Origin of the sequence: Flavobacterium ovatum (genome assembly GCF_040703125.1) — a bacterium.
In the GTDB taxonomy this organism is placed as follows: Bacteria; Bacteroidota; Bacteroidia; order Flavobacteriales; family Flavobacteriaceae; genus Flavobacterium; species Flavobacterium ovatum.
This window is the reverse complement of the sequence record NZ_CP160035.1, coordinates 2,722,058-2,740,260: the sequence shown is the minus strand read 5'-3', so window position 1 is coordinate 2,740,260 and position 18,203 is coordinate 2,722,058. Positions and strand designations below refer to the sequence as shown.

Sequence of the window (18,203 nt, the reverse complement as noted above, 5' to 3'; positions counted from 1 at the left end):
AATGAAGATAGCTCTTTTTACCAATGAATTCCCTCCAAATATTTATGGCGGTGCAGGTGTACATATTGATTTCCTTAGTCAAGAACTTTTGAAATTAGGAGAAGTTGAAGTGAGATGTTTTGGAGACCAAAAAGAAGACAAAGCGAATATTAACGTTCGTGGTATAAATTCTTGTCTTAGCAATCCTGTTGACGAAAACAATTCTCACATTAAGATGTTTCATAATCTTAGTAAAAATGTAGAAATGTCACAGGCTACACCTCAAGCTGATATCATACACTGTCATACTTGGTATACCCATTTAGCGGGTGTCTTGACAAGAGAGTTATTACAAGTACCTTTAATTTTAACCACACATAGCTTAGAAACACATCGTCCATGGAAAGTAGAACAATTAGGAAACGGCTATTTTCTATCTCGCTGGATTGAGAACAGTGCTTACAATACCGCTGATGGAATTATTGCTGTAAGTGAGCAAATGAAGGAAGATGTTGTTGAAGCTTATGGAGTGAATCCTGATAAAGTTACTGTAATACACAACGGAATCGATCCTGAGTTTTACAAACCTACAACTGACAATGCCTTATTGGAAGAATTAGGAATCGATCCAAATATTCCATTTGTTTTATTTGTGGGACGTATTACTCGTCAAAAAGGAATCTCGCAACTAATTTCTGCTGCTAAATATTTCAACAAAAATTGTCAGATTGTGCTTTGTGCAGGTGCTCCAGATACTCCAGAAATAGCTGCCGAAACGGAACAATTAATTGACGAATTAAAAACCCAAAGAGAAGGTGTTATTCTAATCTCAGAAATGCTTTCAAGAGATAAAATAAAAATACTTTATAGCCAAGCAAGAGTTTTTGCTTGTCCTTCATTATACGAACCTTTTGGGATTATCAATCTAGAAGCTATGTCTTGTGAAACACCTGTCGTAGGAAGCCATGTAGGTGGAATTCCTGAGATTATTGTAGAAGGTGAAACAGGATATTTAATTCCGTTAGAAAGTAAATCTAGAACTGACTTCAATCCTATTAATCCTGAGTTGTTCCAAAAGGAATTTGCTAAGAAAATCAACCTCCTTTTAGACGATGAAGCATTGGCAACAAAATTAGGAAAAGCAGGTCGTGAACGTGTTTTGAAAATCTTTAGCTGGGAATCAATTGCTAAAACTACTTTTGACTATTATCAAGATGTAATTAATAGATTTGAAAAAGAAAAAGCTTAGGCAATTTATATTATACCAATCAAAAAGGGATGAAGTTCAAAATGAACTTCATCCCTTTTTATATTTTCAAAACTCCTTAATTAATTTTCATCCGCTTCGTCATCTTTCTCCTCTTCTACTTCTGTTTCTCTCAAATATTTACTTGGGATGACACCAAATTGCTTTTTAAAACATTTTGAAAAATAAGAAGCGGTGTTAAATCCAGTCATATACATAATTTCTTTGACAGATAAATCACTTTGTTCTAAAAGTTGCATAGCCCTTTTTAAACGAATATTTCTTATAAATTCACTCGAAGACAAACCGGTTAACTCTTTGATTTTCAAATATAAATTACTTCTACTTAAAGCCATTTCTTTTACCATTAACTCCACACTAAATTCCGTATTCATCATGTGTTTTTCGACAACTTCAATAGCTTTTTGTAAAAAGCGTTCATCTGCTGATGTTACCGTTACTTCATGAGGTTGTAGCGTCGTATCTCTATTGAATCTTCTACGTAAATCCTCTCTAAATTTTAAAATATTTTTAAGTTTTAATTCCAAAATTTCCATGTCAAATGGTTTTCGTACATAACCATCGGCACCATTCTTTAAACCTTCTTTTTCCCATTCTTGTGATGTTTTTGCTGTAAGCATTACAACAGGAATATGACTAGTCTCTGAGGTAGTTTTTAATTTTTCACACATCTCCATTCCATCCATAATTGGCATGAATATATCTGTCAAAATTATATTCGGCATCAATTTATTGGCTAATTCGAAACCACGTTGACCATTTTCGGCCTCATAAATATCATAGCTTTTGTCTAAACCATTTTTAATCAATGTTCGAATATCAGGATTATCTTCCACTACTAAAAGTACAGGGAGTTTTGATCTTGATTTGTGCTCATTTAGATCCACAATTTCATCTAATACTTCAACAGCATGTGTTTCAGCGTTAATTTCGTTATTAAAAACATTATTTTCCGAATCATTATCTCCAAAACTGATTCCCTGAACATTAATATATGCTTCTTTCTTCTTTGGTAACCAGATAAAGAAAGAAGTTCCTTTTTTCTTATTATTGGCAACATCAATATAACCTTGATGTAATTCGATCAATTTTTTGGTAAAATCCAATCCTATGCCCGTACCTTCTCCATTTACTTTTCTAAAATCTTTATCTACATAAAAACGTTCAAAAATTACTTTAAGTCGATGAGATGGAATCCCAACACCCGAGTCTTTAACTTTGATTACAATATAATCAGAAGGATTACCTACAATTTCCATATTAGGTACTAATTCATTGGCTTCACCAGAATACACTTCGACTTGAATTTTGCCACCCTCAGCCGTAAACTTGAAGGCATTTGACAACAAATTATTCATTATTTTTTCTAAAGCATCTGTGTCAAACCAAATTATAGGTGCTTCTAATTTTGAAGAAATTTTAAAATCAATATTCTTTTTATGACTCAAAAACTGGAAAGGTTCACCAACAAGTTTTACAAATTCATAAACATTACTTTTCCATAAAATTAAATCCATTTTACCTTTATCCATCTTACGGAAATCCAATAATTGATTTACCAAACGCATTAAATAATCAATATTTTTATGCATGATAGTATATTGTTCATTCCTTTTTGATGGAGAAATAGAATTATCACTTTTTTGTAAATATTCTAATGGACCTTTAATTAATGTCAGTGGTGTTCGAAATTCATGTGAAATATTCGTAAAAAATTCTAGTTTTAAAAGATGCATTTCGTCATGCTTTTCTTTTTCAAATAACTCTAATTCTAAGTGGTGCTTTTTGGTTGTTCGAATAATTGTAAACCTTCTAAAAGCCATTAAACAGCCAACAAAGAATAATAAATAAAACACATAAGCTAAATCAGATCTCCAAAAAGGGGGAACAATTGTTATGGATAACTCCGTCGGCGTTTCATTCCAAATCCCATCATTATTAGAGGATTTAACTAATAAAGTATAGGTTCCTGGTGCTAAATTTGTATAAGTAGCTAATCGGTTTTTATATGTGGTATAAATCCAATTATCATTAAAGCCCTCTAATTTATAGGCAAATTGATTTTTTCTAGGAGCAGAATAATGTAAAGCAGCAAATTCTACAGAAAAACTATTTTCACTATATTTCAACTCTAAGTCTTTAATAGTACTTATCGATTCAGGAAGTATAATTCTACCATTAAAATCATCTCCAATATTTATAGGCTTGTTAAAAATAGATAAGGATGTTAAAACAGTTTTAGGTGGAATCAAATTATCTTCTATATCAGCTGGAAAAAAAGCATTAAATCCATTTACACCACCAAAAAGCATTTCTCCATTGGCACGTTTACAAAAAGCCAACTCACTAAATTCATTACTTTGCAAACCATCGTTTACATCATAATTTTTAAATTTTTCAATTTTTGTATTAAATCGAGATAAACCTTTATTGGTTGAAATCCAAATATTCCCAAAATCATCTTCTTGAATACCTTTGATTACATTGCTCGGTAATCCATTTTTTTCAGTGTAATTCTTGAATGCACTCTTATTATTTCCTTTTCCAGCAATTAATTTACTTAAACCACCACCAAAAGTACCAACCCATAGATCCCCTTTACTGCTTTCATACAAAGACAAAATATAATTTTGACTAATACTAGAATCATCATTGGGTATGTTTTTGTAGACCTCAAATTTTGGACTTATAGCGTTAATTTGATCTTTTGGAAGTTTGCATAAACCATCACCAGTTCCAAACCATATAGTACCTTTTTTATCCTCGTATATAGATCGAATAATATTACTTGGAACACTTTTCAAATTATTTACATTTTCATAAAGGATGTCTTTTTTATAAACTCCAGGAGTTTTTGTAGCCAACCATCTGTGGATTCCAGTACCATAAGTTCCAATCCATATATTTTTATTGGAATCGACTAATAGGGAAAACACACTTAGATTAACACCATCTATATACTTGAGCTTACTTGAAGAAATAGTCTTCGGGTTGGTGATATCCAATTCATAAAGTCCATGTTGAAACTCACCACCTATAAGTAGTTTTTTTGTTGCTCCTTCCTGAACTTCTGCAAATGAAAAAATCTTAGGCATTGAAGAATTCAATTTTTCAAAAGAAGTATAAGTATTATCTCCTTTTGGAGAATAATTCAATCCACCTCCTTCAGTACCTACCCACAAATAGCCATTGCTATCTTCAAAAAGTGCACGTACTTTATCATTATTAATACTTTTGGGATTAAGATCTTTTTTTACATGCTTGAACTTTTTGATATTTGGATCAAATTTATTTACTCCACCACCATTGACTCCTACCCATAACATTCCTGCCCTATCGATGAATAATGAGCGAACATCATTTTTACTTAAACTAAAATCGGGATTCTTTAAATCATTGATATAATAATTAATTTCTTTTGGCACAGTTAAATCCGAAGAATTTTCAAAACGATACAAACCATTATTCGAAGATCCCCAAAGATAACCTTTGGTACTTAGTAAAATATTGAAATTCTCGTTATGAATTTTTACTAATTTCTTATTGTCTCCATTTTTAGTAAAAATATACATCCCTTTAGAAGTTGACAGAATCAATCTCCCAAAATCATCTTCTACCAAACTTCTAACCAATGTGTTTTCAAGTTCACCTCCTAGATTAACCAATTGAAAAAAAAGTTCACCTTGATTATCTCTTGATAATTTCAATAGTCCTAAATTACTTCCTAACCAAATATCCCCATTAGAATCTTCAAAAAAAGATTGAAAACCTCGATTACTATTAGTTACACTCATTTTGGATAGATTTACACCAATATGATTAAATATAGCTTTCTTGATAGGCTTATTTAAGTCCAACATATTGATACCATTTTTAGTACTAATCCAGAGTCTGTTTTTTTTATCTCTAAATAAAGAATTGATGGTGTTGTTCGATAGACTATTAAAGTCTCCAACTTTATTTTTAAATTGAGTAAAAGTTTCTGTTTTTTTATCAAAACAGTTTAACCCACCTCCGGTAGTTCCAATCCACAAATTGCCTTTGATATCATCTACTATTTTCCAAACGAGATTGCTACTTATACTTTTATTATTATTTAAAATTGGATTAAATACCGTAAAATTGTAACCATCATATTTGTTCAATCCGTCGTGAGTTCCAAACCACATATAGCCTTGACTATCTTGAAAAATAGTATTTACATCACTTTGTGACAAACCATTTTCTGTAGTTAAATGAATAAAGGCATTCTTTTTTTGTGCATTACAAACATATGTAAACAAAAAAAAGAATATTATAAAAGTAGAAAAACGGGAAATATTGGTTGTATGTTTATTAGCTTGTGGCATTGTTGAGTGTATTAATTTTTCTTATGTGTTTTTTTATTTGATGAATCTCTAATAATTAATTCGGGTTCTAGAATAATTTTTTTTAAATTCTTGTTACTATTAGGGTTTTTTATTCTCTCTAAAAAAGATTCGGCCGCCAATTTTCCGATTTGCGCACTGTGCTGATTTATCGTGGTAATAGAAGGAGATGACAATGAAGTAAAGGGCTCGTCACTAAACCCTATTAAAGCAATTTCTTCAGGCACTTTTATATTCTCTTCTTTCAAAACTTGTAACGCACCAAGAGCGGCATAATCACCCGCAGCATATACAGCATCTGGTCTTACCGGCAAAGCTAATAATTCTTTCATAATTCTTCGCCCGTCTTCAACTCGTAAATTACTTTCGATAATCATTTCTTCGTATAAAGGTAATCCATATTTCTCAAGGGCATCTCTATATCCTAAAGCTCTGTCTTTATAAATGCGAATATGATTAAAACCTGCGATATGAGCAATTTTTTTACAATTTTGTTTCGACAAATGTTCGATAATTAAGTAGCTACTTTTATAATCATCAATACCTACGTAGTCTACTTGTAATTCATCTTCTCCCCTATCAAATAGCACTAATTGAACTCCTTTGGATTTAATTTTTTCATAGTGATCCAAACAAATTGTCTCATTTGCCATAGAAGCTATGATTCCATCAACTTGAATACCAAGTAAGGAATCAATACTTTTGCATTCCTTGGCATATAACTCATTAGACTGCGTCATGACAATATTGTAACCATTAGCATTTAAAACTTCTTCCATGTTTTCTACTACCGAAGAAAAGAAGTTACTATTTATCCTAGGGATAATAACGCCTACTAAGTTGCTCCTTCCTTTTCGCAATGCACTGGATAAAGTATTTGGTTGATAGTCTAACGTCACAACCATTTGCCTAACAGCTTCCTTCGTTTTATCACTTATCCGCGGATGATCACTCAGCGCTTTAGATACCGCCGAAGGAGTTAACCCTAAAGCAGCTGCAATATCTTTTATGGTTGATTTTTTTTTTATTTCCAATTTTTTTTTATATTTGTTCAATCGATTGAACAAATATATATCCTTTTTATTAAAAAACAAAATATATATTTTATAAAAAATACACATCTATCTATAAGTAAAACAAGTACTTATAGATAGACAACTCAATAAAAGATTTAATGTAAATCTTTTATTTTTATCAAGTTGTTCAATCGATTGAATTATTGTCACTAAACCACATAAAATTTTATAAATGAAATATATTGTTTGCGAAAAACCAGGAGAATTTATCTTAAAAGAAAAAGAAGCTCCTATTAGAAAAGAAAATGAAGCTTTATTACAAATTAATAAAGTTGGAATTTGTGGAACTGATCTACATGCCTATGCAGGTAACCAAGCTTTCTTTACATATCCAAGAATTTTAGGTCATGAATTAGCATCTGAAGTGATTGAAATTGGAGAAAATGCAAGAGGAATAAAATCTGGAGACAAGGTGGTTGTTATGCCGTATATAAGTTGCGGAACTTGTATCGCTTGTCGAAATGGAAAAACAAACTGTTGCACCAATATTAAAGTATTAGGTGTTCATACTGACGGTGGTATGCAAGAACAAATTACGGTTCCATCCAATATTCTCTTACTAGCCAATAACCTTTCGGATAACGAAATGGCAATTGTAGAACCATTAGCTATTGGCGCGCATGCCATTCGTAGAGCGGCTATTCAACCGGGCGAAACTGTTGCAGTTGTGGGTTGTGGTCCTATTGGGATTGGAATTATGAAATTAGCTCAAATTGCGGGTGCTAAAGTAATCGCAATAGATATGAACGAACAACGTTTGGCATATGCCAAAGAGGATATAGGAGTTGATTATACTGTAAAAGCAGGAGAAAATGCAGTAGAAGAAATTATGAAAATCACAAACGGTGATCTATGTACCGCCGTATTTGATGCCTCTGGAAACAAGTACGCGATAGAAGCTTGTCCAGACTATATGTCTCATGGAGGACGCTTTGTTTTAGTAGGTCTATCAAAAGGGGAACTGACTTATACTCATCCAAAAATACATGCTAAAGAAATGACTTTAATGTGCAGTAGAAATGCTACTACTGAGGATTTTGAGCACGTAATTAGCGTGCTTAATCAGTTTCCAACAGATTCATTTATAACGCACTCGGTTCCATTTACAGAAATGATTGAAAATTTTGATAGTTGGTTAAATCCCGAAACTGGGGTTATCAAAGCAACTGTAGTTTTTAATTCTTAATTCAAATAAAATGTCAAAAACTTTTGTACAAATACATCCAAATGATACTATAATTGCAGCCCTTGTTGACTTACCAAAAGGAACTGTAATTACACATAATGATGTTGAGATCACGCTTGTCGAAAACATCAAACAAAAACACAAATTTACCACAACTGATTTAGCAGTTGGGGACCAAATTTTTATGTACGGTGTTTTAATCGCTAAAGCAACACAACCTATTTTAAAAGGGGCTGCAATTACGACTGAAAACATCAAACATGCATCAGCAGATTTTAATGAGTCTCAAGAAAAGTTTATATGGAAAGCTCCTGACACTTCAAAATTTGAAGGTCGCACTTTTAACGGGTATCACAGAGCAGATGGTTCTGTTGGAACTGGAAATTACTGGTTGGTGATTCCGCTTACTTTTTGTGAAAATAGAAATATTGATGTACTCGAAGGCGCATTAGCTGATAAATTAGGCTATCAAACTAAAAAAGATTTCGCTGTTGATACCGATGCTTTGATTCAGAAATACAAGCAAGGAGGTTCTGCCGAAGATATTTTGAATACACCAATTATTGCTACCAAAGAAGAAATAACAAAAAATAGACTTTTTCCAAATGTGGACGGAATAAAATTCCTAAAACACGATGGCGGCTGTGGTGGTACTCGTGAGGATTCTCAAGTATTATGCAATTTATTAGCAGGCTATATTGTAAACTCAAACGTGGCGGGGGCTACTATTTTTAGTTTAGGTTGTCAAAATGCCCAAATAGAAATGCTTCAGAATGCGATCAAAAAATTAGATCCTAATTTTTCAAAGCCAGTTCATTACTTAGAACAACAAAAAAGTGCTAGCGAAAGACAATTAATCGAAGAAGCGGTAAAACATACTTTTATTGGTTTAATTGAAGCCAATAAAATCGAAAGAAAGCCTGCTCCTATTAACAAAATCGTTCTAGGATTAGAATGTGGAGGATCAGATGGGTTTTCAGGAATCTCTGCTAATCCAGCTTTGGGATACGCATCCGATTTATTAGTAGGGCTTGGAGGAACTCCTGTTTTGTCTGAATTTCCAGAATTGAATGGCGTGGAACAAGATCTTATCAATAGATGTGAAACTAAAGAAGATGCAACCAAATTTTCAACTCTTATGCGTGCGTATTCAGCATCTGCAATAGCAGTTGGTTCTGGTTTCGAAAATAATCCTTCGCCTGGAAATATCAAGGACGGTTTGATTACCGATGCTATGAAATCGGCTGGTGCGGCCAAAAAAGGTGGTACTTCGCCAGTGGTTGAAGTATTAGACTATGCAGAAAGAATCACAAAGCCAGGTCTAAATTTACTTTGTACCCCAGGAAATGATGTAGAATGTTCTACAGGACTTGCCGGTTCTGGTTGTAATCTTATCGTTTTTACAACTGGATTAGGAACACCAACAGGAAACCCTATTGCACCAGTTATTAAAATGTCCAGTAATACAAAGCTTTACGAGAAGATGAAAGACATCATTGATATTAATGCTGGAACAGTAATTACCGGTGAAGATACGATTGAAAGTATGGGCGAAAAATTATTAGAATTTATTATCAAAACAGCCAGCGGAGAAATAATTACGAAAGCCGAATTAAAAGGACAAAACGATTTTATTCCTTGGAAAAGAGGTGTTTCACTATAATTTTAAATAGAAAAAACATGCAACCATTAAATAGAAAAACAGCAAACAACAGCTATACTGCACCAGAAAGAATCATGCAATTTGGCGGTGGGAATTTCCTTCGTGCCTTTAGCGACTGGATGTTTGATGTATTAAATAAAGAAACGGAGTTCAAAGGAAGTGTCGTAATAATAAAACCTACACAAAGAGGTGATTATGAGGAACTAAAACAACAAGATGGTTTATTTCATGTTGCCTTGGATGGTATCCGAAAAGGAGTTTTAATATCAACTGTTACCCTTGTAGAAAGCGTGAGTCGTGTGATTCAGCCCTACACAGAATGGGATGAATACTTGAAACTAGCTGAAAATCCAGATTTGAGGTTCATCATTTCAAATACAACCGAATCGGGTATTCGTTTTTCAGAAACTGACCAATTAAACGATAATCCTCCACACGAATTTCCTGCAAAGGTGACCGTTTGGTTGCACCACCGTTTTAATCATTTTAAGGGTGAACCTTCCAAAGGTTGTATTTTGATGCCTTGTGAATTAATTGAAAATAATGGTGAAGCTTTAAAAAAAGCCATCCTTCAATATGCGCATCATTTTAATTTATCAAATGATTTTATTCAATGGATTGAAGATTCTAATTATTTCTGTAATACATTGGTCGATCGCATCGTGTCTGGTTACCCAACAGACCGTGCCGATGAGATTTTAGAGAAAATTGGTTATAATGATCCTTTACTAGTTGCTGGTGAAGATTACCACAGTTTTGTAATTCAAGGACCTGAAATTATTCAGGAAGAATTGCCTTTTGCTAAAACCAATTTGAACGTACAATTTGTAGATGATATAAGTGCTTATCGCGAAATGAAAGTGCGGATTCTCAACGGAGCACATACTTCGTTAGTTCCAGTTGGATATCTTTTAGGTGTAAGAACAGTAAAAGAATCGATGGATAATCCAGTTATTTTACAATTTGTAAAGGAAGTTTTATCAGAAGAAATCACCAAAACATTACAAAATTTCCCAGATGATGAACTGCAAAATTTCGTCAATGCAGTGTTAGATCGTTTCAAGAACCCAACATTAAAGCATTTCTTGATTAGTATATCCTTAAATAGCACTTCCAAATTTATGGCGAGATTGTATCCTGCCTTAAAAGAATACACGGAGAATGAAGGGCAATTACCTAAAAGAATTGCTTTTTCACTTTCTTGTTTAATTCGTTTTTACAAAGGAGAATACAACAACGAAATCATTCCTATCAATGATGCTACAGAGACACTAGACTTCTTCAAAATAATTTGGAGTCAAAAAGATGCTGATTCGATTGGTTACACTGAATTGGTACAAAAAATATTAGGTAATGAATCCATTTGGGGGGTGAACCTAAATACTATACCAAATCTAAGCGCTACTGTAGCAAAAAACTTGGAAGAAATTGAAAATAATGGTATTGAGTCTTGTATCAAAAATGTATTGTCATGATAATAGATGCACATCAACATTTTTGGCAATATGAGTCTAAAAAACACGAATGGATTGACGACCAAATGGCTGTCATTCGCAAGGATTTTTTGCCCGAAGATTTACAAAAAGTTTTTTCAGAAAATAAAATCGATGGTTGTGTTGCAGTTCAAGCTGATCAAACGCTAGAAGAAACTGATTTTTTATTGCAACTCTCTAATGAGAATCACTTTATAAAAGGAGTTGTAGGTTGGGTAGATTTAAGAGCTAATAACATTGAAGAAGTACTTCAGGTTTATAGTTCGTATCCAAAACTAAAAGGTTTTAGACACGTTGTTCAAGGAGAAGAAGATCATAATTTTCTACTAAGGCCAAATTTTTTAAGAGGTATTGCTGCCTTAGAGAATTATGGTTTTACCTATGATATTTTGATTTTACCACATCAGTTAGGAGCAGCTTTAGAATTAGTACAAAAGTTTCCAAACCAAAAATTTGTCATCGATCATATCGCAAAACCCTATATCAAAGATGGGTTTTATGAAGGTTGGGCAAATTTAATGTTGGCTATTGGAAAACACGAAAATGTGTATTGCAAACTATCTGGAATGACTACTGAAGCCGACTATCAATCTTGGACACCGGAGCAAATCAAACCATATATAGATTTGGTTTTACAAGCTTTTGGGCCAGAGCGATTATTATTTGGGTCTGATTGGCCAGTATGTTTAGTGGCTGGAAATTATACAAAAACAAAAGAATTAGTAACACAATTTATAGCTCATTTGACACCAGAACAGCAAAATGCTATTATGGGAAAAAATGCGATTAATTTTTATAACCTTTAATAGTAAATAAAATGAAAATAAAACCGACTTATATAAAAGGGGATTATACAAAAAGTGATTTTTTTAATAATCAAAGCCGTCTCGTTTGTGGGTGTTCCGGTTTAGGAGGAGTGTGGAGACCTATTGAGGAATCAGACGCAGTTGGCACGCTAATGTATGCTTTAGAAAATGGAGTTCGTGTTTTTGACACAGCCCCGTCCTACAACAGATCTCAAGAGTTTTTAGGGAAAACATTGCAATTATGGACTGGCGAAAAACCATTCATTAGTACAAAAGTCGGACGCTTAAAAGCAGATCGAGCAGATGATTGTATCGTTGATTATTCTCCAGAAACCATGAGAAAAAGTGTTTATGAAAGTTTAGATGTACTTGGTATAGATACTATAGATTTATTGTTTATACACGAGCCACATTTGGTACCTGTAGAAAGAATGGATGAAATTATGGATTGCTTGAACGGTTTGAAAAAAGAAGGTATTGTCAAAATGTTAGGAATTGGGGGAAATCCAACTGAGCCTTTTTATCCTCATATGATTAAAAAAAACTTTGATGTGCTTTCGGGATTTCTAAAAATGGATGCTTGCAACTTGTCAGGTTTTGAGAGAGATATTCCTCAAATTCAAAAGGAGAATATTGCTTATTATGCGGCTTCAGCATTACACATGGGATTGTTAGGACGACGATTGGAAGAATATAATACCGATAGACCAAATAATGAATGGGTAACCAATTTAGACGTAGATACAGCCCTTAAAATTAACGAGATAGCTATTAAAAATAACATCCCATTGTCTCGATTAGCATTAAGATACGTCTTCTCTATCGAAGAGGCAGACCGAGTAGTGGTGGGACCAAGTAAAAAAGAACAAATGGTTGATTTACTTAATGCTTGGGAAGAAGGTAAATTAGAGGAATCTATATTTGATGAAATTACCGAAACCATCATTGCTGCTAAATTAGCCTCAACGAATTTAAAAAAATAAACAAGAACGATTTCTAATAATTTAACCTAATTGTTGTTTTTATCAACTGAAAACTTTTAGTATAGCAACAGATAACTATTATAACCACAAATTATGAATACAACCGTGAATAAACCAGTAGTCCGCAAAGAACTACTTTTTCCCTTTATCATTATTACTTCCTTATTTGCATTGTGGGGAATTGCAAATGATTTAACTAATCCGATGGTTTCTGCTTTCAAAAAAGTAATGCCGGAGTTGTCAAACATGCAAGCTTCTTTGGTGCAGTTCGCTTTCTATTTCGGATATTTTTTCATGGCTATGCCAGCGGCCCTTTTTATTCGAAAATACAGTTATAAATCAGGAATCATTGTAGGTTTACTTTTATATGCTACAGGTGCTTTTTTGTTCTATCCCGCAGCAGCTTATCAAGACTTTACCTATTTCCTACTTTCATTATGGATTATTACTTGTGGTTTAGCTTTTTTGGAAACTACTTCAAATCCTTTGATTTTATTTTTAGGTGACCCTGAAACATCTACACAGCGTTTGAATTTAGCACAAGCTTTTAACCCAATAGGATCTTTAAGTGGAATGATTATGGCGCAAGTATTTGTAATGAATGCTTTGAAATCTGATGATTATACAACCGAAGCATACAATGCTTTGTCTTCAACTGAAGTAGCTTCCATTCGTGAAAATGATTTAGGAATCATCAGTATTCCATATATTGGTCTAGGAGTTTTAGTACTAGTGATATTAGCGATAATCATTTTTACAAAAATCCCAAAAACACCTCAAGAAGATAAAATGTCATTGTCAGAATCGTTTTCGAAACTGTTTGCTAATAAAAATTATAAATTAGGTGTAGTTGCACAAGCATTTTATGTGGGTGCTCAAATTATGTGTTGGACTTATATTTTTCAATATGTTGATAATATCAATCAAACATTTGGATTAGAATTGACAGCTACTTATTATAATGTAACTGCGATGATATTGTTCCTAACAGGAAGATGGGTAGGTACAGCTTTAATGAAAAAAATAAATCCATCCAAAATACTAATGCTTTTTGGTATTGGAGGAGTGCTTTGTTGTGCAGGTGCGATTGTTTTACAAGGAATTCCTGGATTGATTTCTTTAATTTGTATCTCTATTTTTATGTCAATTATGTTTCCTACAATTTACGGAATTGCATTGAAAAATATGGGAGAAGAAGCTAAAATTGGATCTGCAGGATTAGTTATGGCAATTGTAGGTGGTGCATTAATGCCCGTTTTACAAGGAGGAATATTAGACTGGGGAGGTCCTGGTTTTTCGGATGTAAAAATTTTAGGATTTATTCCTGAGGTTAATTTTTCATTCTTATTACCCTTAATCTGTTTATCTGTTGTGACTTTATACGGTTATTCAACGTACAAACTTTCAAAAAACTAATAAAAATGAGTACAAAAAGATATTGTTTTTCATGTGATTTAAAAGATGATTCCAAATTAATCGCTGAATACAAAGAATACCATGCCGCAGGTAAGGCTTGGCCAGAAATCACAAAAAGTATCAAAGATGCTGGTATTGTTGATATGCAAATTTACTTAACAGGTAATAGAATGTTTATGATTATGGAAGTCGATGAAACTTTCGACCCAGTTCAAAAATCAAAAATGGATGCCGAAAACCCAAAAGTGCAAGAATGGGAAAAACTAATGTGGAATTACCAACAAGAATTGCCTTGGGCTAAAGATGGTGAAAAATGGATTACCTTAGAAAAAGTTTTTCAATTGGTATAAGCTTTTAATTATAATAATTAACAAAGAAAACGTTACTACAATTCATTTTGTGTAGCGTTTTTTTGTTTAATACAAATTATTAGCTTGTTGTATAGAAAAATTTTCTACTTGTGACTATATAATACTAGATAACTGTAAAATAATAGTTAGAATAATTCTCTCAGTACTAGCGTAGTCAATACATATTCTATAGTTTCCTACAACTCTCTATAAATATTATAGGAATTAACTATGTTATGAATAATAAAGAGGAAAAAATTAGTAAATTTATTATCAATGACTCCGTTTACTTATAAAAGTAGCAATTAAATTTAAAATTTATTTTAATAAAAAATCTCTAATAATAAAGATAATTTTATCATAAATTAACTGAATTTAACATAAACGCACATATGTTACAGTTTTAAAAACATATGTTCCCCTGTGAAACCTATATAATTTAAACCTTTGTAATCTAAACTTTAAATAACCAAACAATTATGAAATTCAATTTACTAATGAATTGGAAACTCAAATCTAAAACAATAACAATGTTGTTATTATTTTGTTTTGGAGTTGTCCAAGCACAGAAAGTCCAATTGGTAACAGGAAAGGTAACCGGCGACGGAGGTCCTTTACCTGGGGTGAGTGTAATTATCAAGGGACCTAATGGTAAAAGTGCTATTACAGACTTTGACGGAAATTACAAAATCCAAGCAAAAGAGACTGATATATTAAGCTTTAGTTATATCGGTTTTGTTACTCAAAATGCTAAATTAAATAGCAGAACTACAGTAAATATTGATTTAAAAACAACTATTAACGAACTTGATGATATTGTTATTGTAGGTTACGGTACACAAAAGAAAAAAGAAGTTACTGGAGCTGTTACAAAGATTACTGCAGAAGATCTTGTTAGACAAACTACCTCTGATTTGGGTAATGCTTTACAAGGACAGGTTGCTGGATTGAATGTTGTATCGAGTGGAGGTAATCCGGGGTCGAATTCAAACATTGTTATTCGTGGTTTTAGTTCGGTATTAGAAGGACAAAACAAGCCTTTATTTGTTGTTGATGGTATTCCATTTGACAGTGATCCTGGTTTGAGTAATAGCGAAATCGAATCTGTAGAAGTGTTAAAAGACGTTTCTTCTGCTTCTATTTATGGTGTTCGTGCTGCGGGTGGAGTTATCTTAATTACGACTAAACAAGGTAAAAAAGGCACCATGGCTATTCGTGTGAATAGTGAGTATGGAATCCAAAAGATTACTTCAAAGAACCACTTTCTTTCGCCAGAACAAGAATCATATGTACAATTGATTCAAAATGAAGCAGCAAATCCTGCAAATATATTTGGAAGTATTGCTAATAATATTGAAAGAAATAAGTCGCAGTTGTCTAACAACACCAATATGTCTGAAACAATTTTACAAAATAATGCTCCTATTCAGAATCATAGCGTAAACGTTTCTGGGGGTAAAGAAGATTTGACATACAGTCTTAACTCTAGTTTGTTCAAGCAAGATGGAGTTTTAATTAATTCAGGATTTACTCGTTTTAATATTCGTTCTAATACTGCTTTTACTAAAGGAAAATGGAAAATTAATACTGGAGTAAGTTTTAGAAGAGACGAGCAGCAAGTAGGAAACAATGGTCTTAATTTACAAATATTAAGATACCATGCCTACCAACAATCATTGGAGCCTGGAGTTGAACTAATCGCAGGTGTTGATGATGGAGTTGAAGGAGAAAGACTAGCGTCTGTAGCTAGAAACCTTAAAATTCAGGATAATAAAAACGGAAACAGTAGTATTGGAAACATCCAAGCCGAATATAAGTTAACAAAAAATTTAAGTTTTACCGCTCGTGGAGGTGCTACTTTTAATGATTTTAAAAGAATTAGAATTATTCCAAAATTGGATGTTTATAGAAGTAATGGAGAATTAGTTCCTGAAAATCCAATTTCTTCAAACACAACTACTAGTGATACTTATTCTAAGTTAACAGGAGAATTTATTACCAATTATAAAAAAGCTTTTGGACAACATAACTTAAGTGTTGTATTAGTAGCATCTTCTGAGATAACAGAGTTTTCTAGTTTTTATGCAACTAAACAACAAAATGCAAATCCGCTAATTACTACTTTAGATAATTATATTGGTAGTGCAATTGTAGGTTCAAGCAATAATGATTACACTGCTACACTTGTTGGTTTCTTGGGTAGAGTACAGTATAACTACAAAGGGAAGTACTTGTTTAGCTCAAGTTTGCGTAGAGATGCTTCGTCACAATTTGCATCTGATAGTAGAGTTGGTTATTTTCCATCGGTTTCTGTGGGATGGAATGTGTCTGACGAAGATTTTTGGAAAAAGTATAAAGATATAGTCAATAATTTCAAATTTAGAGCAAGTTATGGTGCGACAGGAAACGATCGTTTTTCTAAATATACGTATCAATCAACTGTTTCTCCAACTCAAGATTACTTCTTCGGTACTGGAAACAGTCAATCAATTGCTTATGGTACCACTCAGTTAGAGTATGCAAATAAAGAAGTGGGTTGGGAAACTTCAAAAGAATTTAATTTTGGTTATGATATGAGTTTCTTCAAAAACAAACTTACCTTAACTACAGATATTTATCAAAGTAAGAAAGAAAATCTATTATTTGGTATTGTATTACCTCCTTCTGCAGGTGTATCTGGATCGAACAGAGATGTTGTATTCAATATTGGTAGTATGAAAAATGTCGGAATAGAGCATGCGCTTAATTATAAGTTCAATGCCAAAAAAATGAAAATTAATGTAGGACTTACGTATACTAAAAACCAAAATACAGTTACACACACACCTCCAGAAAATCCATTTATTAATCTTGATAATAGCTACATCAGTAATAGATCCAACAATAATGATTTGGTAACAGTTATTACACCGGGTTATGAAGCAGGTGCTTATTTCTTATTAGATTCTTACGGAGTAATTAAAAATCAAGCAGAGTTAGATGAGTATAAGGCACTAGTTCCTAATGCAAATGTTAAGCTAGGTGATTTAAGATATGTTGATCAACCAACTATTGATACTGACAATGATGGTGTTGCTGATAAAGGAGATGGATATATCACCGAAGCAGATAGACGCTATTTTGGTAGTGCCTTACCTGATTTTGAGATGGGTTTCAATCTTTCATTAGATTACAGAAATTTTGATTTATCTATGCAATGGTATGGTGTTTCGGGTTCAAAAGTAATGAATGGTACAAAAGCTTATGCTTATCAATCATTAACACATCAAGATATACTTTATGCTTGGAGTCCTCAAAATACCAATACAGAGGTTCCTGCTAATAGAGGTGTAAATACAAATAGTTATAGAGGAAACTCTGATTACTACTTAGAAGATGGATCTTATATTAGATTGAAAAATTTAACTTTTGGATATTCAATTCCTAAAAAGACATTAAGTCAAACCGCTTTTAGTAAGGTGCGTTTTTATGTAACAGCACAAAATCCATTAACTTTAACTAGATATACTGGTTATGATCCTGAAGTTGGTAATAATGGTTTAAGTACAAGAGGTTTAGATAGAGGTAATTACCCAACGGTATCACAATTTAACGGTGGACTTCAGCTTCAATTTTAA

At 32.8% G+C, this 18,203-nt stretch carries 11 protein-coding genes; 9 read left to right on the top strand and 2 right to left on the bottom strand.

The window, feature by feature from the left end; translation table 11 throughout:
• Nucleotide 1 precedes the first annotated feature (1 nt).
• On the top strand, nucleotides 2-1,228 hold the full coding sequence (glgA, locus tag ABZP37_RS11500) for a glycogen synthase (RefSeq protein ID WP_366183141.1): 1,227 nt from the start codon (nucleotides 2-4) through the stop codon (nucleotides 1,226-1,228).
• An 80-nt stretch (nucleotides 1,229-1,308) separates the two neighbouring features.
• On the opposite strand, the gene ABZP37_RS11495 is transcribed toward glgA, so the two are convergent.
• Nucleotides 1,309-5,595, bottom strand: coding sequence for a two-component regulator propeller domain-containing protein (locus tag ABZP37_RS11495; RefSeq protein ID WP_366183139.1), 4,287 nt, complete (start codon nucleotides 5,593-5,595; stop codon nucleotides 1,309-1,311).
• A gap of 11 nt (nucleotides 5,596-5,606) precedes the next feature.
• Entirely contained in the window at nucleotides 5,607-6,668 is a 1,062-nt protein-coding gene (locus tag ABZP37_RS11490) for a LacI family DNA-binding transcriptional regulator (protein ID WP_366183137.1), read from the bottom strand.
• A gap of 193 nt (nucleotides 6,669-6,861) precedes the next feature.
• On the opposite strand from ABZP37_RS11490, the gene ABZP37_RS11485 reads away from it, so the two are divergent.
• The 8 genes from ABZP37_RS11485 to ABZP37_RS11450 all read left to right on the top strand — a co-directional run bounded on the left by ABZP37_RS11485 (nucleotide 6,862) and on the right by ABZP37_RS11450 (nucleotide 18,203).
• On the top strand, nucleotides 6,862-7,875 hold the full coding sequence (locus tag ABZP37_RS11485) for a zinc-binding alcohol dehydrogenase family protein (RefSeq protein WP_366183135.1): 1,014 nt from the start codon (nucleotides 6,862-6,864) through the stop codon (nucleotides 7,873-7,875).
• Nucleotides 7,876-7,885: 10 nt separating this feature from the next.
• Entirely contained in the window at nucleotides 7,886-9,538 is a 1,653-nt protein-coding gene (locus tag ABZP37_RS11480) for an altronate dehydratase family protein (RefSeq protein ID WP_366183133.1), read from the top strand.
• A gap of 17 nt (nucleotides 9,539-9,555) precedes the next feature.
• A complete protein-coding gene (locus tag ABZP37_RS11475; RefSeq protein ID WP_366183131.1) occupies nucleotides 9,556-11,013 on the top strand; it encodes a tagaturonate reductase in 1,458 nt (485 codons plus the stop codon).
• Nucleotides 11,010-11,837, top strand: coding sequence for an amidohydrolase family protein (locus ABZP37_RS11470; RefSeq protein ID WP_366183129.1), 828 nt, complete (start codon nucleotides 11,010-11,012; stop codon nucleotides 11,835-11,837). Before ABZP37_RS11475 ends, ABZP37_RS11470 begins: the two co-directional genes overlap by 4 nt.
• A gap of 11 nt (nucleotides 11,838-11,848) precedes the next feature.
• Nucleotides 11,849-12,820, top strand: coding sequence for an aldo/keto reductase (locus tag ABZP37_RS11465; RefSeq protein ID WP_366183127.1), 972 nt, complete (start codon nucleotides 11,849-11,851; stop codon nucleotides 12,818-12,820).
• Nucleotides 12,821-12,913: 93 nt separating this feature from the next.
• Entirely contained in the window at nucleotides 12,914-14,236 is a 1,323-nt protein-coding gene (fucP, locus tag ABZP37_RS11460; RefSeq protein WP_366183125.1) for an L-fucose:H+ symporter permease, read from the top strand.
• Between the two features lie 5 nt (nucleotides 14,237-14,241).
• Nucleotides 14,242-14,586 (top strand): L-rhamnose mutarotase, encoded by a 345-nt coding sequence (locus ABZP37_RS11455; RefSeq protein ID WP_366183124.1) that lies wholly within the window; start codon nucleotides 14,242-14,244, stop codon nucleotides 14,584-14,586.
• A 479-nt stretch (nucleotides 14,587-15,065) separates the two neighbouring features.
• Nucleotides 15,066-18,203 (top strand): TonB-dependent receptor, encoded by a 3,138-nt coding sequence (locus tag ABZP37_RS11450; RefSeq protein ID WP_366183122.1) that lies wholly within the window; start codon nucleotides 15,066-15,068, stop codon nucleotides 18,201-18,203.